This window comes from Burkholderia sp. BE12 (assembly GCF_002959955.1).
Classification (GTDB): domain Bacteria; phylum Pseudomonadota; class Gammaproteobacteria; order Burkholderiales; family Burkholderiaceae; genus Burkholderia.
Genome location: NZ_PREY01000043.1, coordinates 26,681 through 48,645, shown reverse-complemented (window position 1 = coordinate 48,645; position 21,965 = coordinate 26,681). Strand labels below are relative to the sequence as shown.

General features: G+C 65.9%; 21 protein-coding genes. 20 read left to right on the top strand and 1 reads right to left on the bottom strand.

Annotated elements, in window-relative coordinates:
• The first annotated feature begins 70 nt into the window (after positions 1 to 70).
• The 13 genes from C4B30_RS35465 (at position 71) to C4B30_RS31855 (ending at position 11,503) form a co-directional block, all read left to right on the top strand.
• Positions 71 to 1,078: a hypothetical protein gene (locus tag C4B30_RS35465; RefSeq protein WP_158683570.1), complete on the top strand. Its 1,008-nt coding sequence runs from the start codon at positions 71 to 73 to the stop codon at positions 1,076 to 1,078.
• A gap of 34 nt (positions 1,079 to 1,112) precedes the next feature.
• Positions 1,113 to 1,352, top strand: a complete 240-nt coding sequence (locus C4B30_RS31910) for a hypothetical protein (RefSeq protein ID WP_105133479.1) — start codon at positions 1,113 to 1,115, stop codon at positions 1,350 to 1,352.
• 122 nt (positions 1,353 to 1,474) lie between these two features.
• Positions 1,475 to 2,512, top strand: a complete 1,038-nt coding sequence (locus C4B30_RS31905; protein WP_105133478.1) for a N4-gp56 family major capsid protein — start codon at positions 1,475 to 1,477, stop codon at positions 2,510 to 2,512.
• A 76-nt stretch (positions 2,513 to 2,588) separates the two neighbouring features.
• Positions 2,589 to 2,927, top strand: a complete 339-nt coding sequence (locus C4B30_RS31900) for a hypothetical protein (protein WP_105133477.1) — start codon at positions 2,589 to 2,591, stop codon at positions 2,925 to 2,927.
• A gap of 72 nt (positions 2,928 to 2,999) precedes the next feature.
• Complete coding sequence (locus C4B30_RS31895) at positions 3,000 to 3,251, top strand: hypothetical protein (protein WP_105133476.1); 252 nt, start codon at positions 3,000 to 3,002, stop codon at positions 3,249 to 3,251.
• A gap of 1 nt (position 3,252) precedes the next feature.
• On the top strand, positions 3,253 to 3,591 hold the full coding sequence (locus C4B30_RS31890; protein ID WP_105133475.1) for a hypothetical protein: 339 nt from the start codon (positions 3,253 to 3,255) through the stop codon (positions 3,589 to 3,591).
• Between the two features lie 15 nt (positions 3,592 to 3,606).
• Positions 3,607 to 4,071, top strand: coding sequence for an HNH endonuclease signature motif containing protein (locus C4B30_RS31885; RefSeq protein WP_105133474.1), 465 nt, complete (start codon positions 3,607 to 3,609; stop codon positions 4,069 to 4,071).
• Positions 4,068 to 4,844 carry a hypothetical protein gene (locus C4B30_RS31880; RefSeq protein ID WP_158683568.1) on the top strand — a complete coding sequence of 259 codons (777 nt, stop codon included), beginning with the start codon at positions 4,068 to 4,070 and terminating at the stop codon, positions 4,842 to 4,844. The genes C4B30_RS31885 and C4B30_RS31880 overlap by 4 nt, the downstream gene beginning before the upstream one ends.
• A gap of 6 nt (positions 4,845 to 4,850) precedes the next feature.
• A complete protein-coding gene (locus tag C4B30_RS31875) occupies positions 4,851 to 6,101 on the top strand; it encodes a hypothetical protein (protein ID WP_105133472.1) in 1,251 nt (416 codons plus the stop codon).
• A 10-nt stretch (positions 6,102 to 6,111) separates the two neighbouring features.
• Complete coding sequence (locus C4B30_RS31870) at positions 6,112 to 6,882, top strand: hypothetical protein (protein WP_105133471.1); 771 nt, start codon at positions 6,112 to 6,114, stop codon at positions 6,880 to 6,882.
• 10 nt (positions 6,883 to 6,892) lie between these two features.
• Complete coding sequence (locus tag C4B30_RS31865) at positions 6,893 to 8,110, top strand: hypothetical protein (protein ID WP_158683566.1); 1,218 nt, start codon at positions 6,893 to 6,895, stop codon at positions 8,108 to 8,110.
• Positions 8,103 to 9,404, top strand: coding sequence for a hypothetical protein (locus C4B30_RS31860; protein ID WP_105133469.1), 1,302 nt, complete (start codon positions 8,103 to 8,105; stop codon positions 9,402 to 9,404). Before C4B30_RS31865 ends, C4B30_RS31860 begins: the two co-directional genes overlap by 8 nt.
• A gap of 53 nt (positions 9,405 to 9,457) precedes the next feature.
• Positions 9,458 to 11,503, top strand: a complete 2,046-nt coding sequence (locus tag C4B30_RS31855) for a hypothetical protein (protein ID WP_158683564.1) — start codon at positions 9,458 to 9,460, stop codon at positions 11,501 to 11,503.
• 8 nt (positions 11,504 to 11,511) lie between these two features.
• On the opposite strand, the gene C4B30_RS31850 is transcribed toward C4B30_RS31855, so the two are convergent.
• Complete coding sequence (locus C4B30_RS31850; protein ID WP_105133467.1) at positions 11,512 to 11,847, bottom strand: hypothetical protein; 336 nt, start codon at positions 11,845 to 11,847, stop codon at positions 11,512 to 11,514.
• A 129-nt stretch (positions 11,848 to 11,976) separates the two neighbouring features.
• Between C4B30_RS31850 and C4B30_RS35460 the strand changes: the two genes are divergently transcribed.
• The 7 genes from C4B30_RS35460 (at position 11,977) to C4B30_RS31825 (ending at position 21,963) form a co-directional block, all read left to right on the top strand.
• Positions 11,977 to 13,002 carry a hypothetical protein gene (locus tag C4B30_RS35460; protein ID WP_158683562.1) on the top strand — a complete coding sequence of 342 codons (1,026 nt, stop codon included), beginning with the start codon at positions 11,977 to 11,979 and terminating at the stop codon, positions 13,000 to 13,002.
• A gap of 2 nt (positions 13,003 to 13,004) precedes the next feature.
• Complete coding sequence (locus C4B30_RS31845) at positions 13,005 to 19,517, top strand: PLxRFG domain-containing protein (protein WP_158683560.1); 6,513 nt, start codon at positions 13,005 to 13,007, stop codon at positions 19,515 to 19,517.
• Positions 19,518 to 19,557: 40 nt separating this feature from the next.
• Positions 19,558 to 20,151 (top strand): hypothetical protein, encoded by a 594-nt coding sequence (locus C4B30_RS31840; protein ID WP_105133465.1) that lies wholly within the window; start codon positions 19,558 to 19,560, stop codon positions 20,149 to 20,151.
• A 10-nt stretch (positions 20,152 to 20,161) separates the two neighbouring features.
• Entirely contained in the window at positions 20,162 to 20,332 is a 171-nt protein-coding gene (locus C4B30_RS35735; RefSeq protein WP_199779101.1) for a hypothetical protein, read from the top strand.
• A 13-nt stretch (positions 20,333 to 20,345) separates the two neighbouring features.
• Positions 20,346 to 20,558, top strand: a complete 213-nt coding sequence (locus tag C4B30_RS31835; RefSeq protein WP_105133464.1) for a hypothetical protein — start codon at positions 20,346 to 20,348, stop codon at positions 20,556 to 20,558.
• A 31-nt stretch (positions 20,559 to 20,589) separates the two neighbouring features.
• Complete coding sequence (locus C4B30_RS31830) at positions 20,590 to 21,045, top strand: hypothetical protein (RefSeq protein WP_158683558.1); 456 nt, start codon at positions 20,590 to 20,592, stop codon at positions 21,043 to 21,045.
• 90 nt (positions 21,046 to 21,135) lie between these two features.
• Complete coding sequence (locus C4B30_RS31825) at positions 21,136 to 21,963, top strand: hypothetical protein (protein WP_158683556.1); 828 nt, start codon at positions 21,136 to 21,138, stop codon at positions 21,961 to 21,963.
• Positions 21,964 to 21,965: the final 2 nt, after the last annotated feature.

Below are 21,965 nucleotides of genomic sequence, written 5' to 3'. Positions count from 1 at the left end.
TTACAGGCAAAGGCGCAGCTGTACGACGCGCTGCTGAAAGAACTGTTCTGAGTTTTCAACGGAGACGACCATGACGACGACCACGACGCCGGCCGCGGCAGCCACGCCGACCCCGGAAGATGAATTTTCCGCAGCCTTCGCGGAATTGCAGCAGCCGAGCGGCGGCGCCGCACCGGCTGCCGAGCCTGCACCTGCTCCGGCCGCGGACCCCGCACCGGCAGTAGATCCCGCCGCGGCGGCCGCCACGGGGGAGACGACGCCGGCAGCAGCGCCGGCGGCCCCCACCGCTGCTACGCCCCCGGCTGCCACCGGTGGGACGGAACCGACGAGTGCACCTGCGCCCGCGCCGGCTGAACCCGCACCGGCGCCGGCCGCCGCGCCGCCGGCTGACTGGCAGGCGCAGATCGCCGCGATGCAGGCCGAGCTGGCCGAGCTGAAAAAAGCGCCGGCACCCGCGCCGGCACCCGCCGCGCCGGCAGCAGAGCCACCGAAGCCAATGTACACGGCTGACGAGCAGGCTACGATCGACGCCTACCTGAAGGAATGGCCGGACGTCGCCAAGAACGAAGCGCTGCTGCGCCGCGGCGAGTACCAGCACCTTGCCGGCTGGCTCCTTGAACAGATCAACTCGCGGCTCGACGCGGTCGAAACGCTGTCGACGAAGGCGGCATCGAGCACGCAGTACATGGACATCAAGTCGCTGGTCCCGGACTATGACCAGGTGCGCGATCCGGTGCTCGCATGGGTCGACGCGCAGCCGGCCTACCTGAAGTCCGCGTACCAGACCGTCACCGAGACGGGCACGCCGGAGGACGTGGCGGACCTGATCGCGCGCTTCAAGAAGGAGACGAACTATGTGGCTCCTGCACCTGCTGCTCCGGCTGCTGCCGCCGCTGCCCCCGCCGCTCAGCCTGCTGCCGCTGCTCCCGCACCCGCCGCGCCGGCCGCACTCCCGGCCGCTGCTGCCGCCGCTGCAGCGGCGCTCAAGCCGGTGCGTTCGAGCCGCAGCGAGCCGACGAGCGCGCCCGATCCGAACGACTTCGATGGGGCATTTGCCGAGTACTCGCAGATGAAGTAATCTGCATTCCTGAATAATATTCAGGGAGTAGATCATGTCCATCACGAATACGCAGATCCACGGGATCGCCGCGCCCCAGCATCTGGTCGCGGCGTTGAAACTGCTGAATTCGGGCTCGTCTAGTGCTGCTGCCATCGCGCAGACGCCGGCGAGCCTCGAAGAAAAGAAGGCGATGCTGGCCGTGCTCAACAGTACGGCCACTCGTGTAGGTATTAACAGCATGTCGCTCAGTTTGCCGGTCAAAAGTGTGCTGCTGGCTATTGCCGGGGTCTGACCGGCGGGTGTAGATTCGCACGTAATTCAGTAGCACTGCGGCGCCCCATACAAGCGGGGAGATGCTGACACTGCGAAAGTTAGGAATACGAACATTCCTTGTCTTTTGTACAGGAGTCAGTCATGACTGCCGTAACCCAATATGGCGATATTTCGCCCCGAGTCGCAGCGTACGCCGTCAGCCAACTGCTGAAGCGCGGCCTGCCGTACCTGGTCCTCGAAAAGTTCGGCCAGACGTACCCGATCCCGAACAACGCAACGAAGGTTGCCAAGTTCCGTCGTTACTTCATCACCGGTGCGACCGGCGGTGCGGGTGACGGCAACCCGGCAAACGCCTTCAACACGCCGCTCGCGATCACGCCGCTGGTCGAAGGTGTGACGCCGACCGGCAAGAAGCTCGCGAATCAGGATTACACCGTCACGCTGCAGCAGTACGGCGACTACATGACGATCACCGACGTCGTGATGGACACGGCCGAGGACCAGGTTCTCCAGCAAGCCACGGAAGTGCTCGGCGAGTCGGCCGCGCAGACGATCGAGACGATCCGCTTCAACGTGCTGAAGGCTGGCGTGAACGTGTTCTACGCCAACGGCAGCGCGCGCACCGCGGTCAACTCGGTCATCACGACGACGCTGCAGCGCAAGGTGACGACGGCGCTCACCCGCCAGAACGCCAAGCGCATCACGCAGGTCGTCAAGTCGACCCCGGACTTCCGCACGGAACCGGTGGAAGCGGCGTTCATCGGCTTGGTGCACCCGGACCTGGAATCGGACATCCGCAACATGACCGGTTTCATCCCGACCAAGCAGTACGGCACCGTGACGCCGTTCGAAAACGAAATCGGCTCGGTCGAGACGGTGCGTTACCTGCAGTCGACGATTTTCGCGCCGTGGGCAGACGCCGGCGGTACGGCAGGCGCGATGCGCTCGACGACCGGCACCAACGCGGACGTGTACCCGGTGCTGTATCTGGGCCGCGACGCGTTCGGCATCGTCCCGCTGAAGGGCAAGGACTCGCTCGTGCCGATGGTCGTGAACCCGAAGCCGGCAGCCGGCGACCCGCTCGCGCAGCGCGGCACGGTCGGCTGGAAGGCGATGACCGCCGCAGTCATTCTCAACGACTGCTGGATGGCCCGCCTCGAAGTGTCGGCCACGGCATAACGCCACAGCGACGAACTGACGGACGCCCCGCTCGCTAGCGGGGCGTTTGCACACCGAACCGATTCAGGAGCCAATCATGGCAATCACCACGAACACGCAATCGAATGCCGAAAGCGTCTGCAACCACGCCGTCGGCCAAGTCGCCACCGATTCGGGCACGGCCGCCGCGATCGCGATCACGTGCGGCTTCAAGCCGCGGGTCGTTCGCTGGATCAACGTGACCAGCTCGGCTGCGCTGACCAAGGACGAGTGGTACGAAGGCATGGCCGCAGCCAACTCGGTCCACACCGTCGGCTCGACCGGCGTGGTCACGCTCAGCACGACGGCCGGCCCGACCATTTCCGATAGCGGGTTCACGCTGCCGGCCGGCACCGTGCCGGCCAGCTCGTCGTTCGTCTGGGAAGCCGTCGGCTAAACCGTGTCTCCTTGGGGCCGGTGATGCGCGAGCGCGATCCGGCCACTTTTTATATCACGCGGAGCTATAGCGATGAGCGGAGACACCGTCCTGCGGATCGAGAAGCTGGAGAACGGCTACGAGGTTGAAATCTGCGACCCCAAGGTCATGGAGAACAACCGCAAGCCGAAGACCGACTGGGAAGATCCGTGGAAAGGCTACGCGTTCACGACAGCCGAAGAAGTCAAGGCTTTCGTTGCCGAGCATCTCGATTCGCTAAAGCCGCCGCCCAGTGTGGACGAGGAATACTCGGACGCCTTCAAACAAGCCACATCCGGAGACTGACATGAGCCAATCCGACCTGAATACCGCTGCCGATGCCTTGGCCGCCGGGGACGTGTCCACGCCGCTTGCGCCGCGCAAAGGCGTGAAGACTGCGCCGGCCGTGGAGAAGAAGGTAAAGATCATGCTGGAAGACATCGACGAGATCCCGCCCGGCGGCCAGTTCGTCAGTGTCAACGGGCGCACGTTCCTGATCAAGGCGGGCGTCGAGGTGGAGGTGCCGGAGTGCGTCCTCGACGTGCTCGACCACGCAGTGATGTCGGTGCCGGTTCTCGACGAGATGAAGTCGGTGATCGGCTACAAGGACCGCCTGCGCTTCCCGTACCGCGTCATGCGCGGCTAAGGCTCAGGCCAGACCATGACGACCCCCATCGCAGATCGCTTCGCTCGCTGGACCGAAGCGATTCCTGAATCCGGATGTCTGATCTGGATGGGGGCAATTACGCCGCGCGGCTACGGCGAGATTACGCTAGGTGGCCGGGCGCAGCGCGCTCACCGCATCGCCTATCAGATCGCACATGGTCCTATCCCGCCTGGCATGCAGGTGCTCCACCGCTGCGATGTTCGGTGTTGCGTGGCACCTGGTCATCTGTTCCTGGGCAAAGAGATCGACAACGTACGTGACATGATCGAAAAGGGGCGTCGAGCCTCCACGGCAGGCGCGCGGAATGGCGCGGCAAAGCTGACTGACGATCAGGTCCGGGCGATTCGCAGCGATCTGCGCGCGCAAACCGCTGTTGCCGAAGCATTCGGGATTCACCAGTCGCTTGTGAGCCTGATCCGCGCGCGGAAGCGTTGGGCGCACGTGGAGGATGTGTCGTGACCTTGGGCGAACTCCTTTCAGAACTGCGCTTCAACGTGCTGCGGGACCGCAGCGACTTGATCGCGGGCGACACCGATTCGTTGTGGTCGGACGAGACGCTTCTGCTGTATATCAAGGACGCCGAGCGGCGGTTCGCGCGTCAGACGCTGATCATCCGCGACAGCACGACCCCCGAGGTGGTGCAGGTCCGGATGAAGCTGGGCGTGACGACTTACCCGCTGCACGCCACCGTGTTGTCGGCGCTGACGGCGACATATACGGCGCCGAACGGCCCTGGCCCTTACGATCTCCAGCGCAGCGGGCACTCGCTGATTTTCCAGGCGACGCCGGCTGAGGCGATGGTGTGGAACCCGGCCGAGCCGTACACGGCGACGCTGCCGCCAGGCGCGCCGCTGGCGTATTACACCGACGAGACGTTGGTGTATGCGCGGCAGAGCCGCGTGACGCTGTCGCTGTACCCGACGCCGGGCGCGAATGAGGACGGGCAGACCGTCTATTTGCGCGTCGTGCGGCTGGCGATGGGCGATTACACGAAGGACTGTCTCGAACGGCAGTCCGAAATTCCCGAGGACTATCAGCTCGACGTGCTGGAATGGGCAGCGTATCGGGCTCAGCGTACCTTCGATGGCGACGCCGGAGCGCCGACGTCGGCCGATCAACACAAGGCTGCGTTCGACGAAGCTGTCCAGCATGCGAAGGACGAAGCCAAACGCAAAATGTTCGCGCCGACGCAGATTCGCTACGGCGCGAACGGTTCGTCCTGGACACGGTGACGAGCCATGGCCGAGAACCAAGTCCAGGAACGCGACCAGGACGTCGTCACCTATGAGACGTTCACGGGCCTGCGCGGCGACGTCACGCCGGAGCGCTTCGGCACGGGCGACCTGGCAGTCGGCGATAACGTAGACCTGGACAAGAGCGGCCGCCTGTCGCGCCGCGAGGGCTACGTACTGACGCTCGCCAGCTCGGCGCATTCGTTGTGGGCCGATACGATGCAGGAATTCTGCCTTTTCGTGTCGAGCAGCCAGCTGATGCGCCTGATGCCGGATTTCTCTGCCCGTCTGGTCAAGTCGCTGGTGGATGGTCAAAGCCGGCTAAGCGCAGAACGGGTGAGCGATCGGGTCTATTTCTCCAATGGCACCGACACAGGCATCATCGAGCGCGCGACGGGCGCCGCGCGCAGCTGGGGGCTACCAGTGCCGCCGCTGCCGGTGCCGAGCGCCACGGTCGGGCAGATGCCGGCCGGCACGTACCAGTTTGCGGTCACGTACTGGCGGACGGACGGCCAGGAATCGGGCGCCCCGCGCGCCGGCACGATCACCGTGGGGGATGGCGCTGGGCTATCGTTCGCGATGCCGTCGAGCCTCGATCCCGATGTCGCGAGCAAAGCGCTGTATCTGTCGACCCCGAACGGCGAGGTGCTGTACCTCGCGGGGCTGGTGGACAACGCTGTTCAGACTTTTACCTATGCGAATGACACGACCGAGCTGAGCTACCCGATTGCGACGCAGTTTCTCGGGCCGGCGCCGGCGGGGCAACTGGTCGCGTTCTACCGCGGGCGCATGTTCGTGGCGGTCGGGGACGTCCTGTTCTACTCGTCCGGATTCGGCTACGAACTGTTCGATCTGCGCGAGTATGTCGCGCTCGACGGGCGCATCACGATGCTCGCGCCGATGACCGACAAGGAACTGGGCGACAGCGCCCGCGGGAGCGGCTTCTTCGTGGGCACCGACCGATCGTGCGGGGTGCTGGTCGGCAGCGACCCGAAGGACTTCCAGTACGTGCCGAAGGCCAATTACGGGGCAATCCCTGGGGCACTCGATTTTGTGGATGGATCGCTGTTCGGTGACGACTCGGCCGGCGTGCGCGAGCTGCCGATGTGGTTGACGACGCAGGGGCTGTGCGTGGGGATGCCCGAGCTGACGATCCGGAACCTCACCCGTAGTCATTATCCGTTTGCCGCGGGCGGCCAGGGCGCGGCCCTGTTCATGGCTGGACCGAACCGCTATATTGCTACTGCGAATCTATAAGGAGTACGAAATGACGATGCGACTTTCCACCGGGCTGCGCAATTTCCTCGCGAAGGAAGGCGGGATCGACGACGCGCTCCGAAACGGCATTATCGAGATTTACACCGGCGCACAGCCGGCATCGGCCGATGCAGCGCCGACCGGCACGTTGCTGTGCACGATCACCAAGGGGTCCGCGGCGGTGACGAGCGAAGTGCTCGCGACCGGCACTGTGACGCTCGCCGGGTCGGCCGGATCGGTGAACACGATCACGGTCAACGGCAACGACATTCTCGGCGGCGCGGTCAACTTCGATTCGACGCTCGCGCAGACGGCGCTCGATGTGGCCGCGCAGATCAACCGCAACAAGACGTCGCCGGACTACACCGCGACGGCATCGGGTGCGGTCGTGACGATCAGCGCGCTGCCGGGCACCGGCGCGAGCGTGAACGGGCTGGCGGTGTCGGGCACGCTCACCACGATGACGGCCACATACGGGAACCTGGCCGGAGGCGTGACCGCCGCCAACGGGCTGCAGTTCGACGCGGTGGCGAGCGGCACGCTGCCGAAGCGCGCGGCGGACACCTGGAGCGGTGTGAACGTCGCGACTGGCACGGCTGGCTGGTTCCGGCAGTACGGCAGCGTGGCCGACTCCAAGGCGCTCGACTCGGCAGGCACCATGATCCGCATGGACGGCGCGATCGCGACGTCGGGCGCGGAAATGAACCTGAACCTGACCGCATTCGCAAGCGGCGCGACGACGACGCTGGCATCGTGGTCGCTTGGGGTGCCGGCCCAATAAGGGGTAACGCATGGCCAACCTGACGCTATCGCTGGCAGGCGTCAGTGCCACCGGGCAGAGTGGGTTCGTTGATGCGCCGGTTGTTGCGCTGACGCTCCCGCGCCCGACCCTGTCTATCTCAGGCGTTGGGGCGGTACCGGACGTGCAAGCCACGCTGCCGACGCCGGTCCTCGCCATTACGGGCGCAGCCGGCGCCGCGGGCGCGGTGGTGTTCTCGTTGCCCATGCTTGCGATCCAGGCTGGCGCGGGGACGGCGCTGACGCTGCCGGCGCCAAAGCTGGTGATCAGCGCGAGCGTGGGAGTGGTCGGCACAGTCGCACTGGCGCTGCCGACTCCGACCCTGGCTGTTGCCAGCCCGAGTGCTGTCGCGCTGACGACTCCGTCGCTGACGCTCGCGGCGTCTGGTACGGTCGGGGCAGCCGCGAGCGTCGCGCTTTCGCTGCCGGTTCCCACGCTCATCATCGCCGGGCAAGCCCCGGTCACGGCTCAAGTTGCGGCCGTACTGCCCGTGCCGCAGGTCAGTATTTCGGGCGTGGCTGGCGCGGCCGGGCGCGCCGATAATACGCTGCGCGCGCTGGCGCTCGCCGCGCAAGGTGTGACTGGCACGGTCGGGCAGGCGACGCTGACGCTGCCGCTGGTGAAGCTGACGGCATCCGGCTATGAGAACGTCGTCGGGTCGGTGCGGCTGGTGCTGCCGCACCTGCAGCTGGTCGCTACCGGCGTCGAGGCTGGGGCCGCGCCGGCGCCGACCGCATCGAACACGATCGTGATGCACACCGAGCAGATGGGCGTGACGACGTACAGCAACTTCCCGTTCAACTCGTTCGCGCAGTTCGGCGGGGTGTACCTGGCGGCCAGCTCGGCCGGCATCTTCACGCTCGGCGGGAATACGGACAACGGAGCGCTGATCCAGGCCGCCGCGCGTGTGGGCATTACCGACTTCAGCACGTCGCACCTGAAGCGCGTCGACCGCGTGTATGTCGGCTACCGGACGGACGGCAACCTCGTGCTGCGCGTGTTCACGGACGAGGTGACGCAGCGTGACTATCTGCTGACCGCTACGGGCAAGTCGGGGCTGCACGGCAACCACGTGAGGCTCGGCAAGGGGCTCGTGGCGCGCTACTGGCAGTTCGAGGTGCGCAACCAGAACGGAGCGGATTTCGAGCTGAACGCGATCGAGCTAAAGCCGACGCAGCTGCGCCGGCGCGTAGGGGGCGGCGATGCGTGAGTTCCGCGAAGTCCGCAAGGATCTGACCGGCGACGAGGCTGCACCGTACATCGGCGTGGCGCGCACGCTGCTCGGGCAGGTCAAGAACCAGATGCGCCTGGGGGGCCTGTCGCAGCTCACGCGCAGCATCGCGCTGCCCGATGGCACGACGCTCGTTGCGACGTCGCGGTTCGGGCAGGACACGATTCGGGTCATCGCCGCGCCGACCAGCGGCGGGTTCGTACCCGCGAGCCAGCCCAGCAGCATCGAGCAGCCGAGCGGTGCACCGGAGCCGTTCAGCACAACGATTCCGTGGGTGCCGTCGCATGTTGCGGTTGGCGGCGCGTACAACAACACGATCGGGCTCACGGGGATCTACTGGCCGACCGAAAAAGATGCCCCGATCGACGTGGGCGCATCGTTCGGGAACTCCGACATCGGGCAGTACCTGACGTCGGTGACAGCAGATGGGCATACCGCTGTCGGCTGGTGGGGAAACGTCGGCGTCACTTATACCCGCAGCGGCGGCTTGCATGATGTCCCGGCGCCCGATGTCGACAACGACCCGAACGGGAACGGTAACTCCACGGCCGCGTCCATTTCGTACGACGGGGGCACTGTTGGTGTCGCGGTCGTGGGCCGCACCAGCTTGTTCGCCATCGACTACGCCTGGCACCCGAAGACTGGCGTTTTCAGTCAGGTTCCGCAAATGCTTGTCGCAACGCAGTTTCCGACTGAGACCGCCATTATTTCCGGTAATGGTAAGGTGCTCGCAGGGCGCGGCCCCATCGCGGGCGGCTCGTATGCGATTGTGGTGGACATCGCCTCGGGGGCCGTGCTCAAGACGATTGCGAACGGAAAAGTCGTGGCGTTGAATTACGACGGTTCGGTCGCAGTGGGCTGTCTGAATGACGGGCAACCAAACGTTCAAGCGATGATCTGGACGCCGACGCAGACGATTTCGCTTGGCGTCGGGATATGCGAGGGTGTGAGCGCCGATGGCTCCGTTGCATGCGGCACGTTCGGAAGTGCTTGGTACGCCACCACTGGGTTTATCTGGACTAAATCGAAAGGTGTCTTGCCGATTCCTGGGTTCAGCGCGGCGCACTGCGTTTCACCGTGTGGCACCGCGATCGGCGGGGCAAATGCGACCTCACCCGTGGTGTGGGACATTCACGGCAACATGACCGCGCTTGCCTTACCTGCCGGATCGTATATCTACGCCCCCACTTACGGCGGTGTCTTTGGGCTCGCGCAGCGCGCGCCGCTGGCGCTGCTTGGCCAGGGTGACACGTCCATCACGTACCCCCGTTAGACAGGAATGCGAAGTAGTTATAGACTTCGCGTAATCTTTCACAGGGCGGTGCGATGAGCGTCACTACCTTTCTTGTCGATGGTGTGTTCGGGCCAGATGCCGGGTCGGAGCTGCCGCCGCCGCCGCAATCGACCGGGGCGGCAGCGCTCGTCACGACCGGATTCAATACCGCGCAGGGGTTTGCCGGGGAGGCATTCGCCGAGGCGAAGTCGTTCCTGAGCCAGATCTCGAACGCATCGTCCGCGCTGCTGAATCTCCCGCCTGTCGACGGCACGCTGCCGCCGATCAGTGCGCTCGTCACGGGCTTCAATCCGCCACCTGTACCGACCGCGCCGGCGAACCTGACGCTTAACCTACCGGCCGCGCCGGGCTCGCCGACCCTTACGCCGGTGACAGGAATCAGTCCCGGCACAGCTCCGCAGTTCACCGCGCAGCCGATGCCGCTGAACATGCCGACGCCGCCGAGCCCGCTGTCGGCCAGCGTGCCGGCCGCGCCCGCGCTGCCCGCCGTGGCGATCCCGGCCGCGCCCGCGGTTGCGCTCCCCGACGTACCGAGCCTGGTCGGCATCACCGTGCCGGCCGAGCCGCTGTTGAACTTGCCAACGTTCACCGCTGTGCAGCCTGGGTCGCCGCTCGCGCCGCAGTACATTTTCGCGTTTTCGGAGCCGGCGTACGTCGATCAGTTGCTGACCGACCTGAAAACGCAGCTCGACGCCTGGGTGAATGGCGTATCGACTGGACTGGCGCCGGCTGTCGAACAGGCGATCTGGGACCGCGCGCGGGCACGCGAGGTGGTGGGCGCTCAGCAGAAGGTGATGGATGCGACGCGGTCGTACGCATCGCGGGGTTTCACGAAGCCGCCCGGCGCGTTGAGCATCGAGATTGACCGCGCATTGCAGGACGCCCAAAGCGCGGTGTCGACCGCGTCGCGCGACGTGATGATCAAGCAGGCCGATCTGGAGCAGAGCAATCGCCGGTTCGCGTTCGACACCGCGTGGAAGGTCGAGGAAGGGCTCATCACCTACAACAGCCAGATCGCGCAGCGCGCGTTCGAGACGGCGAAGTACGCGCAGCAGGCCGGTATCGACATTTTCCACGAAGTCGTTGCGCGATATAGCGCGGACATCCAGGCGTACGTCGCGAACGTCGAGGTCTACAAGGCCGCCCTGCAGGCCGAGCTGACGAAGCTCGACGTCTACAAGGCCGAGCTGGAGGGCCAGCGGCTGATCGGCGAGATCAACCAGCAGGCGATCGACGTGTACAAGGCGCGCGTGGACGCGGCGCACATGGTCGTCGACATTTTCCGTGCTCAGGTCGAGGCAGCGAACACGGCCGCCATGGTGAACAAGACCCAGATCGAAGCGTATGCCGCGCAGGTCGGCGCGTACGCCGAGACAGTGCGCGCCAAGGCGTCCGAGTACGACGCGTACGCCACGCAGGTCAAGGCCGAGGCGACGAAGGTGGACATCTTCGCCGCGCAGACCGGCGCGTACAGCAGCCAGGTGCAGGCATTCAAGTCGACGGTCGACGCGTTGGTCGCGGCGAAGAACATCGAGATCGATGTGAGCCAGCGCTTGCCGCTCGACGTGTTCAAGTCGCTGACCGACGCGTACCGCGTGCAGGTCGGCGCGGAGACGGAGCGCGTCGGCGCGCTGGCGAAGGTCTACGAGACGTCCGGCCAGGTGTACACCGCCGAGGTGCAGGGCGAGTCGGCGCGGGTGAACAGCCAGGTGGAAGTGCTCAAGGCACAGACCGACGTGTCGGTGGCGACGGGCAACCTGCGCATCGAGGCGGCGAAGGCCAATATTCAGTTGATTACCGAGCAGGTGACGCTGCTGGTCGAGGCGATCAAGGGCGGCGCGCAGGTGGCGGCGCAGCTCGCCGCGTCGGCGCTTTCGTCAATCAACCTGTCGGGCCAGATCGGCGACCACGTCAGCTACGGCGTCGGGTACAACGTCAGCAACAGCGCGAGCGCGAGCACCAGCACGTCGAACAGCACGAGCAAGTCGACGTCGGACAGCACCGCGACTACGACGTCGGAAAGCACCATCACGAGCACCGGTACCAACACGAACACGAACTACAACTACACCCCGTAATTCGACAGTTACGGCTTGCGGAGTGCTGTAAGTGCATTCCAGCACGCATTCGACGACTGCGTCACGAGATTAAAACCCTCTGTGTACTCGGTATCCGTGATGCCGTAGGCGGTTGGGATAACGGGGACATTAGAGTTTTCCATTTCGAGCATGGCAGCCATGACCTCGCGCCGCCGGGATTTTTCTGGCGCGGAAGCCGACATGCTCAGGACGCATTCGTGGAACTTCTGTCGAGCCTCGATTTTGTGGTTGTAGTAATAGTCTACTGAATCGTTCGGCCAAGCTAACACTGTGATTACAATCGCTGCAGCCCCGATAATCATTACGGTTGGAACCGTCTTCATGGCTAGTCTCCTGCGCCGATGGCGCATAAATAATATACACATGCCAGGGATACCACCAGCAACAGTGCGGGCCGCCGACGCCGACGCCGCACCCCTATAATTTGGATCAGATATTTAGGAGTGCGAATCATGGCCGGTGGACCGCTGAATCAGGATCTCATCAACTCGATGCCGAATTTCGCGGTACCGGGGCTCGCAACGCCGCGCAACATCGCGGTCGGACAGCCGTCACCTGCACCTGCGCCCGCGCCTCAGGTCGGCAATCTGATCGACCAGATGCGGCTCGCGGGGCAACTGCCGCAGATGGCGGGGTACGGCGCGCAGCCGACTGCGCCCGCGCCCGTGCGCCCGGTGGTTACTGCTCCGGCACCGAAGCAGAGCGCCCAAGATTTCGTGAACAGCTTGCCGACGTACAACCCGACGCCGAGCACGGCCGCCGCGGCGCCGAACCCGCGCGTGTGGAACGTACCGCCGCTACCGCCTGGCCTGCCGGGTGGAGCAAGCGTGGCGCCGTCGATCTCGGATACAGCAGGGCAAGGAACGTGGGCTAACGGTACGAATACGGCGTCGGGAGCCGGCGGCAGTGGCAGCACAGTCGCTGGCAAATTCATTGATCCTGCGGCAGCGATTCAGGCCGGGTTTGATCAGCAGGTTGCATATCGGCAACAAGCGATTCAGGACATCATGGCCGCCGCGCGCCAGGGCAATCCCGGCAATTACAGTTTCCGCCTCGCACATCTCATCGGTGCGATCGGCGGAAACAATTTCGCTGGCATTCAAGGTCAGGGCGTTGATGCACTTAACCAGTCGATTGCCGGGGTTTCCAGCGCTGGGATCGGTGCGGGCGCGGCGATGTATGGCGCAGACCAGGCGACAGCGCGCACCGGTATGGAACTGGGTGAACGGGCAGCTGAATTCGCGCAGACTCCCCGCGAAGTAGAAAATGCAGTGACATATAACCAATTCGGGTTGCCTGCCGGCAGCCGTACGTCGTTTGCATTGCCTGGCGGAATGGTTGACGGCCGAGCGCAATCGCCTAGCCCGGCCACGCCTGTCCCCACGCGCCAGCAATTTTTGCAGCGGGCGCGTTCGGCGAATCCCGGCGCGTCGGATGCCGATCTGACCAAGTATTACAACCAGAAATACGGTGGGTAACGATGGCGGTTATTGTCGATCCGTTTGATTCTGCTGCGCCGGCCGCACCAGCTGGCAATTCGTCACCCATTGTTGACCCATTTGACCTTGCTCCCGCGGCGCCGGCTGCCCCGCCGACGCCGCCGCGCGGCGCGATCGGTGAAATCGGCGCGGGCCTCGCGCGCGGCGCGCTGGTCGACCTGCCGACGCTTGGCGGCCAAGCGGTCAAATTCGTGGGCGGCATGGTGCAGAGCCCGACGATGCAGGCGGCTGGTGGCGCTGCGACGCAATGGGCCAGTGGGATGGCGCAGAAGAGCTGGTTGCAGTTGCACCCGGAAGAGCACGGCAAGGTCGTCAACGCGCTGGCTGAAGGCGCAGAGCAGGTGGCTCCGATGGCGGCTGTCCCCCTTGCTCTTGCCGGGGCGGCCGCAGCGGCCCCGGTAGAAATTCCTGCCGCCGCTATCGCGCTCGGCGGCGCGGCGGCGGGGGGCGCCATGTTCGGCGCGGCATCCGGGCAGGGCACCCTGGAGAAGGCGCAAGCAAAAGGCGTCGCGCCCGATGTCGCGCGCTCGGCGGCGAACCTGAATGCCGCACAGACGTTCGCCACCCAGACCGCGCTCGGCATGGTTGGCGGCAAGATGCTCGGCGCGGTGGGCACCGCAGCTGGGAAGGTGCTCGGCAGCGAAGGCGGCTCGCTGGCGGAAGGGATTCTGGGCAATCTCACCGGCACCGGCGGCACGCTGATGCCGTTCCTCAAGCAACTGCCAAAAACCGCGCTGGAAGCCGCCGGTGTAGGCGCCACCCAGGCCGGCCTGCAGGGTGCGATTGAGCAGCAGGCGGGGATTGACGACACCGGGCCGTGGAAGGCTGCGGTCGACTCGATCGTGCCGATGCTCGGGCTGACGGCCGTGATGTCACCGCTTGGGCTCGCGTCGCGTGCGCTTGGCGTGCGTTCTGCCAAGCTTCGTACCGATACACTGAGCAGCGCAGACACGGCGCCCGAGATCCGCACGCAGCTCGCCGACCAGTACACTGCCGCGCTGGCGAAAGCCGACCCCCAGGCGGCGGCCGCGTTCCGCGCGAATGCCGAAGTGGCGATCGCCAATAAGCAGGGGCTGCCGGTCGATTCGCGCTTGTTCGAGCCGGGCGTCGTACAGCCGCCGGAACCAGAAGCGCCCACGCTCGCGCTGCCCGCGCCGACTATGCGGTTGCCGGGCGGAGGGTTCACGGACGAGAACGGCCAGTATCACGCGGCGCCCACCCAGACGTTATTCGATTTTCCGGACGGTTCGCGCGGCACGATGGCCGACGTCGAGTCGTACCTGAATGGCCTGCCGGCCGAACAGCAGGACGCCGCGCGCGCCCAGATTTTCGGGTTCGAGCCGAACACCACCGCGCGCCCGAGCGAGACGCCGGAAGCCGCGCAGCAGGTGGCCGACAGCGTCGACACCATCCACCAACAGCTTGTTGGAGAACTGGAATCGGCCGGCGTCGCGCGGGCGCAGCCGATGACGCGGCAGGAGTTTGCCGAAGCGAACGGGATCGGCGGCCAGCGCGCGGTGCAGGAATACCGCGCGTATCTGGCGGACCCGGCGACCCAGGAAGCCGTGATGCGCGAGAACATCGCGCGGTACGAGCAGATGCAGGAGCAGCGCGCGGCCGCGCCGGAAGCGGCCACGGGAGCCGCGGCCGGCGCCGAGCGGCCGGCTGGCGAGCCGAGCACCGAGAGCGGCGCGCCGGAGCGCACCAACACCCAGCTGGGGGACGCGCTGCAGTCGGCGCTACGCCAGCAGCAGGTCGACCGGGCCTATTCGGATCTGGCCGCGCAGCGCGAGAGCGAGACGGCGGCGATCGCCAACCGGACGAAGGGCGAAGAACTGGCGACGGCCGCCGAGCGCGGCGAGATCCAGCCGGACGCGAACGCGCCGAAGGCGCGCACCGATATCGTGGACGACTGGACGCAGGCGGTACAGGCCGGCGGGCTCGACGCGAACGCGCAGTCGCGTGTGCCGTTCGAGAAGCGCATGGACTCGCTCGGGATCGACAAGATGGCCAGCCATCAAGAGCAGATCGACGCGCTTCAGACCGCGCTCGACGACCCGAAGGCGAAGATGTCCGATGGCGTGCGCGACCGCATGACCATGCTGCTGGACAAGTGGAAGGCCGACGCCGCCGAGAACGCGCCGATCGAAGCCACGCGTGAAGCCGCGGCGGCAGAGCCGACAGCGGGGCGCATGTCAGCCGCGCCGCCCGCGCAGGCAGAAGCGCTCGGCGAAAACATTCCGGTGCCGGCGCCCGATAACGCCGAGCCGCCTGCGCATGTGGAAGCCCTGGGGGACAACATCCCCACACCGGCACCGGACAACGCACCGCCGCCGGCGCACGTCGAGGCACTGGGCGAGAACATCGCCCCGTCGGTGCGCGAGCAGGCGCAGTCCGCGGCTGACAAGCTGGACGCCACGCTCGCCGGTTTAAACGCCCGCATCCGCGGCGGCGAGCAGCTGTCGCCGCTCGAACAGGAGCGCTACGAGGACGTGCAGGGGCTGCGGCGGACGCTGGCGGCCATCAACGCGCCGACGGGCGGCAAGCACACCGAGGATTACATCCGCGACGTGGTGGGCTTCGCGCGCGAGACGGAAGCGCCGTACACGAAGTCGCAGCGCGTCGCGCGCGCGGCTACCCCTACTGCTGTCGACCCGGCACTGCTCGCGCCGGCGGCGCAGTCGGGCAAGCTGTCGGACGTGCTCGCGCATCTGGCCCAGAACGGCTCGGAGCCGTGGGTCAAGACGCTGGCTGACCGGCTCGGCGCGCTCGGCCTGAACACGCAGATCGCGTCGAACTTCCTGGAAGCGCGCATGGCCGGGCGCTACAGCCCGGTGCTCGATCGGATCGAGATCAACGGTGGCCACGAGTCGGAGTCGACGATCCTGCACGAAGCCGTGCACGCGGCGACGCTGACGAACCTGCAGCGCGCCGCATCGTTCGACACGCCGCGCACCCAGTCCGAGGCTCAGATGAAGCAGGCGCTTCGCGAGCTTGAATACGTGCGGCAGGCGGCGCTGCGCGCGCCGGGCGCCGAGCGCCAGTATGGACTGACCGACGCGAACGAGTTCGTCGCCGAGCTGCACTCGAACCCCGAGTTCCAGCAATTCCTGCGCGACCAGGGCACGCAGAAGTCGCTGTGGCAACGCGCGGTGGACGGTGTGCGCCGGCTGCTCGGCATGTCGGTGGACGATCGTACCGCGCTCGAAAAGGCGATGCAGGCAAGCGACCCGTTCTTCGGCTCCCCCGCCAAGGTGCAGGCGTTCGATCAGTCGCCCGCGGAGGCGGCCAAGGTGACGGACGACACGTTCCACGCCAAGATTGCCGCGTACGACCAGGTGAAGGACAAGCTCGACATGGGGCGGGTCGGCATCGGCCTGCTGCGCGCCACGCTCGGCGGCCGCACCGTGGAGAACATCGCGGACGGCGTGCGCGCGATCCCCGAGCTGGTGAAGTCGGGGTTCTCGAAGGGCGTGGACGCGTACGAGGCCGCGATGACGAGCCGGCGCCTCGCGGCCGAGCACATCGAAGGTCAGAACGGGAAGTTCGCAACCGGCGTGCAGCATCTGCTCAACAAGCTGGGCGACGCCGACAAGGCGCGCGAGCTGAGCATGCAGATGATGAAGCTGGGTGGCGAGAGCAGCATCGGCCAGTTCGACTACAAGCTGAACTACGCCGACAACCTGAAGCAGCATCCGGATCTCGACCCGCAGAACAAGGCGTTCATCGACGGCATCCACCGCGAATTCACGCAGCTGCAGCGGACCAACCCGGACGCCGCCCGCGCGCTTGTCGACGGCGAGAAGCTGAACCGCAAGATGCTGGTGACGAAGACGGCCACGATCATCGCGAACCTGATGGACGCGCGCGCCGGCGTGACCCGCCGGCTTGAAGCGGAGCTGGCTCGCATGTCGCCGGACGACGCCGCGCGCGCGGCGCTCGAAGCCCGTGTGGCAAACGCGCGGCAGGAGGGCCAGCTCGCGGCGATCCACTCGCGCGGCCTGGACTTCATGAGCAAGGATCTGCAGTCGGCGCGCAACGGTGACACCGCGACGCACTACGACGGCGCGTCCTCCGCGCTGGCCGCGCGCATCGACGCCGCGTTCAAGGCCGCGCAGGCTCTGCCGGAAGGCACGCCGCTGCGCGCGCACATGGCCGAGCTGGAGCAGATGTACCGGCCGCAGTATCGCAACCCGTATTTCAGTCTGGGCCGCGACGGCGACTACTTCGTCAGCATCGGTTTCAAGCCGGGGGTGGATGCCGCGACGATGAGCAAGCTGCAGACCGCGCTGACCGGAACCAACAAGGTGCTCGGCAACCTGCAGGGCGGCCAAAACCACGCGTTCTTCCGCGTGGATACCGCCGACCAGGCCGCCGGCCTGCGCCGCAAACTGGAAGCGGCTGCCGGCAACTTCCTCGACACGGAGCGCACGGCGTCCGGCATGGTGGCCGATCGCAGCATGGTTCACGCGGCGGGCGTCACGCCGGCGCTGCGCCAGATGCTCGCGAGCCTGCATGACGAAGTGGACACGAACCCGGCGCTGACGTCCGAGCAGGGCGATGCGATGAAGGCCGCGGTCACGCGGCAGCTGCTGTCCATGCTGCCGGAGACGTCGTCCCGCTCCGCGCAGATGCAGCGCCGCGGCGTGCCGGGCTATGACGGCGATTTCGTGGGCAACTTCGCGCGCCGCGCGTCCGGCGCCGTGCAGGACATTTCGAACGTCTACACCGCGCCGGCGTTCGGCGCCGCGCTCAAGCAGATGTCGGACTCGATCACCGGCCTGAACCGTACCGGCACCGAGGACGGCAAGCTGCGCGCGCAGTCGATCGCCGACGAGATCAACACGCGTTACCAAAACGGCATGAACCCGGTGCGCGGCGGCGCGGTGAACCTGATCAACTCGCTGGGCCGCAGCTTCTACCTGACGCTGAACCCGGCGTTCCTGATCCGCACGATGGCGCAGCCGTACCATCGCGGCCTGCCGTACCTCGGAAGCCGCTACGGCATGGTGTCGACGGCCAAGGAGATCGGCGGCGCGACGGCCACGGCCATCCAGGTCGTGGCGAACACGATCCGCACCGGCTGGGCCGACAACGGCATGCGCGGCGTGCTGGCCGCGGAGATGAACCTCGACGGGGTCAAGCTGACGCCGGCCGAGCGCGCGTTTCTCCAGGAAGCCCACGATCGTGGCGTGCTGAAGCTGGGCGAAAGCCAGCAGCTGCAGCGCCTGGCCGTGGGCGGCGGCAGCCAGCTCAAACAGGACGTGGTGCGGTTCGCTGCGATGAACGCGCAGTATGCGGAGACGGTCAACCGGATCGTCACGGGGCTCGCGGCATACCGGCTCGCCGAGAAGGGCGCGGCGGGCGTGAAGCAGGCCGGTGTGGAAGCCAACACCGAGTACGCGATCAAGGCGATCAGCCGCGTGATGGACAACTTCGATCCGGACAACACCGCGCGGTGGCTCAGCAAGCAGGGGCCGCTCGGCAAGGTGACGCCGCTGATGCTGTCGTTCATGAACTACAACTTCCAGACCATGCAGCAGCTGGTGCGCACGGTCAACGACGGCATGTTCAACCGCGACATGAGCGAGGCGGGGCAGCAGCGCGCGCGGGAGGCGCGGCGCGAGTTCGCCGGGCTGATGGCCACCACCGTGATGATCTCCGGCGCGATGGGGCTGCCGTTCGCCAACGCGTTCGCCGGCGTGTACAACATGTTGACGGAAGATCAGGATCACCCGACCGATATCCGGTCCAGCGCGCGCAACTTCCTTGCCGACACGTTCGGTCAGGAAGGCGGCGCGGTCGCAGCGCACGGCCTTGGCCAGCTGCTCGGCGCCGATACGTCGACCTTCGGTTTGCAGGATCTGCTGCCGTTCAGCGAGTTCATCGCGAGCCGCCAGCTGCTGAAGGACCGGTTCGAGTCGCTGTCGCAGCAACTGCTCGGGCCGGCGCTGAACGCCGGCATCGACGTGGCGCTCGGGCTGCAGAAGATCAGCGATGGGTATGTGGCGAAGGGCGTCGAGCAGATGCTGCCGTCCGGCATGAAGGCGCCGTACAAGGCGATCGAGCTGGGGACTAGGGGATATACGGACTCGAAAGGCAACCCGATCCCGCTCCAGGCGAATGGCTGGGATGTCGCGCTGCAGGGTCTGGGGTTCCGCTCGGCGAAGAAGGCAGAGCAAAGCGAGGCGTCGGAGGACTTCAGCTCCACGCAGAACCGCCTGCAGTACCGCCGCCAGATCATCACGGACCAGCTCTACAAGGCCGTGACGGCGGGCGATGCCGGAGATCGCCAGGACGCGATCGAGGCGATGCAGGCGTTCAACCAGAAGAACCCGTTCCAGCCGATCCGCGGCGTGGGCGAAGCTGTCCGATCGCACCTGCAGGGATACGCGGTCGGCGCGGTGACGGGCACGGGCGTGCAGGCCGGCCCGCGCAAGATCCCGGTGCTGCAGCAACAGCTGCGGTACGCGGCTATGCCGGAGAAGCCGTGATCGCTATAATTCGTCAGGATTCCGAACAGGTGGAGTGTCCATGAGCTGCGATTGCCAGAACCAGCAAGACTTCTGCGTGAGCGCCGGCGCGACGTTCCACCCGACCGTGCGCTGGGCGACGGACGTGCTGACCAGCGTGCCGATCACGGGCATCACGCAGGCGACGCCTCCGGTGATCACCGCTGCGGCGCACGGCGTGCCGAACGGCTGGCCGGTGGCTGTGGTTGCCGCGGGCGGCATGACGCAGATCAACGCGTCGCGCTATCCGCCGCAGGGGCCGGACTGGGAGAAATCCACCGTGCTGTCGGCGAACACGGTGGCGCTGAACAACGAGAACGCAGCGACTTACTCGCCGTACACGTCAGGCGGGTTCCTCGTCTACAACACGCCGGCGGTGCTCACGGGCGTGACCGCGACGATGACGATCTGGGATAACCCGAACCATACCGGCACGCCGTTGGCGACGCTCACGAGCACGGGCGGCGCGATCGCGATCGACACGACGGCGATGACAATCACGCCGAAGCTCCAGACCGCGGGGCTCACGTGGACGCAGGGGTACTACACGTTCGACGTGACGGACGCGTTGGGCACCGTGACCGAGCTGATGCGCGGCACGATCACGATCCAGTAAGGAGCACACCATGCCACTCGTTCGAGGCAGTTCCCGCGGGGCGATCAGCAAAAACATCGCCACCGAGGTGAAGGCAGGCCGGCCGCAAAAGCAGGCCGAGGCGATCGCCTTCAGCGAAGCGCGAAAGGGCGGCAAGCGTGCTGGCATGGGCATGGTGAAGCCGCCCAAGAAAACGAAGTGATACGGAGACGGAAATGGCGATGATCCCGGTGGAAATCGACGGCCAGATCACAGAGATGGATGAGGCTGATCTGCTGAAGCTGGAAGGGCATTTCGAAGACGAAAACGAGATCGTGTGGTGGGTGCAGTATCACCTGCCGAAGAATGGGGATCGCGTGCATCGTAGTGCGCACGTGCACATGAAGAAGAACCCTTTCAGCGAGCTGGCCGCCGCGGCGATCGGCTGATTTTTTAAGGCAAGATATTTAGGAGTGCGAAATGGCTAACTCTCAGGCAATGTGCACGTCGTTCAAGGCCGAGCTACTGTCGGGCATCCACGCGCTCGGCACGACCGTGGCGCGCGGCGGCACGGGCGCCGACACGATCAAGGCTGCGTTGTACCTCACCACGGCGTCGATCGGCGCGGCGACGACCGCGTACTCGGCGACCGGTGAAGTGTCCGGCACGAACTACACGGCCGGCGGCGTCACGGTGACGAACGCCAACGCGCCCACAACTGGCGGTACGACGGGTTACTGGACGCCGTCCGCCTCGATCGTGTTTTCGAGCGTGACGCTGTCGACCGCGTTCGACACGGTGCTGCTGTACAACAGCACGCAGAGCAACCGCGCGATCTCGGCACACACGTTCGGCGCGCAGACCATCACGGCCGGCACGCTGACGCTCACGATGCCGACGAACGACCAGAACAACGCACTGCTGCGCCTGGCGTAAGCGGGGTAGGCCATGACCTTCCAGATCGTAGACCGCATCAAGGAGACGACCACCACGACAGGGACTGGTGCCTTGTCGCTCGGTGGGGCGATGACCGGGTTCAATGCGTTCAGCTCGGCGTGTTCGGACCAGGATACGTGCCATTACGCGCTCCAGGCGGTCGACGGCTCAGGCAACCCGACGGGTGACTGGGAGGTCGGACTCGGCACCTACAACTCGACGGGCAACACGCTGAGCCGCACGACGATCTACTCGTCGTCGAACAGCAACTCGGCCGTGAGCCTGGCGAGCGGCACCAAGCAGGTGTGGATCGGCATGCCGGCCGAGCTGCTGCGGCTTGGGTCGTTTCTCGCGCTGTCCGGCACGCCGGCCAACATCCCGAAGACGAGCAACTTCGCATGGACGAACCAGGGGTCGTGCACGGCGACGCAGCAGGCCAACGGGATCGCAATCTACGCACCCTCGCAAGGTGGGGAAGGGGTTCGTGTATATGACCAGGCTAAACCGGCTGGCAGCAGCTGGGCTTTGATCGCGCAGTACGAGGTGGTCGGACAGAAGGCGAACTACGCGCGCGCCGGCCTATCGTTCCGCGACAACGCAAGTGGCAAGATCGTGCCGTTCTGGGTCGGGCTGTGGGAGCAGAGCTACGATTACGAGCCGTACACCAACACGACGCTGTTCGGGTCACGTACGCAAGTAACGTCGTTGGTAGGTGCAATCGCCCGGTGGCAAAAGATCACCTACGACAGCACCAACTTCAAGTGGTATCTCAGTAATGACGGCGTCACGTGGGCGCTGATCTACACGATCTCGGTGTCGAACTTCTTCACGTCGGGGGCGTTCACTCACGTCGGTGTGGCATTGAACCCGTACAACAGCGATCTCGCGCTAAACCTGTATCAGTTCTCGGCGGGGTAAGC

Bases quoted from the DNA above. Each gene is read 5' to 3' on its own strand.
- C4B30_RS31865 (WP_158683566.1), top strand. From the start codon at position 6,893: ATGGCCAACCTGACGCTATCGCTGGCAGGCGTCAGTGCCACCGGGCAG.
- C4B30_RS31840 (WP_105133465.1), top strand. From the start codon at position 19,558: ATGAGCTGCGATTGCCAGAACCAGCAAGACTTCTGCGTGAGCGCCGGC.
- C4B30_RS31825 (WP_158683556.1), top strand. From the start codon at position 21,136: ATGACCGGGTTCAATGCGTTCAGCTCGGCGTGTTCGGACCAGGATACG.
- C4B30_RS31885 (WP_105133474.1), top strand. From the start codon at position 3,607: ATGACGACCCCCATCGCAGATCGCTTCGCTCGCTGGACCGAAGCGATT.
- C4B30_RS31860 (WP_105133469.1), top strand. From the start codon at position 8,103: ATGCGTGAGTTCCGCGAAGTCCGCAAGGATCTGACCGGCGACGAGGCT.
- C4B30_RS31900 (WP_105133477.1), top strand. From the start codon at position 2,589: ATGGCAATCACCACGAACACGCAATCGAATGCCGAAAGCGTCTGCAAC.
- C4B30_RS35465 (WP_158683570.1), top strand. From the start codon at position 71: ATGACGACGACCACGACGCCGGCCGCGGCAGCCACGCCGACCCCGGAA.
- C4B30_RS31890 (WP_105133475.1), top strand. From the start codon at position 3,253: ATGAGCCAATCCGACCTGAATACCGCTGCCGATGCCTTGGCCGCCGGG.
- C4B30_RS31905 (WP_105133478.1), top strand. From the start codon at position 1,475: ATGACTGCCGTAACCCAATATGGCGATATTTCGCCCCGAGTCGCAGCG.
- C4B30_RS31830 (WP_158683558.1), top strand. From the start codon at position 20,590: ATGGCTAACTCTCAGGCAATGTGCACGTCGTTCAAGGCCGAGCTACTG.
- C4B30_RS31835 (WP_105133464.1), top strand. From the start codon at position 20,346: ATGGCGATGATCCCGGTGGAAATCGACGGCCAGATCACAGAGATGGAT.
- C4B30_RS31910 (WP_105133479.1), top strand. From the start codon at position 1,113: ATGTCCATCACGAATACGCAGATCCACGGGATCGCCGCGCCCCAGCAT.
- C4B30_RS31855 (WP_158683564.1), top strand. From the start codon at position 9,458: ATGAGCGTCACTACCTTTCTTGTCGATGGTGTGTTCGGGCCAGATGCC.
- C4B30_RS31870 (WP_105133471.1), top strand. From the start codon at position 6,112: ATGACGATGCGACTTTCCACCGGGCTGCGCAATTTCCTCGCGAAGGAA.
- C4B30_RS31875 (WP_105133472.1), top strand. From the start codon at position 4,851: ATGGCCGAGAACCAAGTCCAGGAACGCGACCAGGACGTCGTCACCTAT.
- C4B30_RS31850 (WP_105133467.1), bottom strand. From the start codon at position 11,847: ATGAAGACGGTTCCAACCGTAATGATTATCGGGGCTGCAGCGATTGTA.
- C4B30_RS31845 (WP_158683560.1), top strand. From the start codon at position 13,005: ATGGCGGTTATTGTCGATCCGTTTGATTCTGCTGCGCCGGCCGCACCA.
- C4B30_RS35735 (WP_199779101.1), top strand. From the start codon at position 20,162: ATGCCACTCGTTCGAGGCAGTTCCCGCGGGGCGATCAGCAAAAACATC.
- C4B30_RS35460 (WP_158683562.1), top strand. From the start codon at position 11,977: ATGGCCGGTGGACCGCTGAATCAGGATCTCATCAACTCGATGCCGAAT.
- C4B30_RS31895 (WP_105133476.1), top strand. From the start codon at position 3,000: ATGAGCGGAGACACCGTCCTGCGGATCGAGAAGCTGGAGAACGGCTAC.